The sequence below is a fragment of the Pseudoalteromonas sp. S3260 genome (assembly GCF_005886925.1).
GTDB classification, from domain to species: Bacteria; Pseudomonadota; Gammaproteobacteria; order Enterobacterales; family Alteromonadaceae; genus Pseudoalteromonas; species Pseudoalteromonas tetraodonis.
In genome coordinates this window covers 1-395 of sequence record NZ_PNCV01000324.1, presented here as the reverse complement: position 1 = coordinate 395, position 395 = coordinate 1, and the positions used below count along the sequence as shown (strand labels likewise).

Sequence of the window (395 nt, the reverse complement as noted above, 5' to 3'; positions counted from 1 at the left end):
GCGCATGTAGCGTACTTCTTTCATGCGTGGTGCATTATAAATACGCCCTTGTGGGTCCACGCCAATGTAACGCACGGTATGTAAAAACTCAGTCTCTTGAGGGTAGAGCTGGTAAGCCAATTCGATATCTTGGGCATCGCCTAAGTAGTGACTGCGTTTGCTAATAGCGTGTATTTGCTTTTCGAGTCGGTTGTTGCCGTTAAGATCTACACCGACCGCTTGCTCGGAGATAGAAGCCGTACTCAATTGCTCTAAGCCCTTAATGGCGATCTCCACTAAGCTTAGGTTGGCAATGTATACATCTTGATTATATTGCCCGTTAAGTTCACGAAAGGGAGCACCAAGGCGGATCATCACATCACCGGTGGAGCCGTTGGTGGGCCAAAAGGTGCTAG

Annotated in this window: 1 protein-coding gene; it reads right to left on the bottom strand. The window is 48.4% G+C overall.

Annotated features, from left to right (window positions below):
- Positions 1 to 395, bottom strand: a 395-nt coding sequence (locus CWC14_RS18655; protein WP_502705436.1) for an Aq_1262 family (lipo)protein, incomplete at both ends; no start/stop codon positions are given.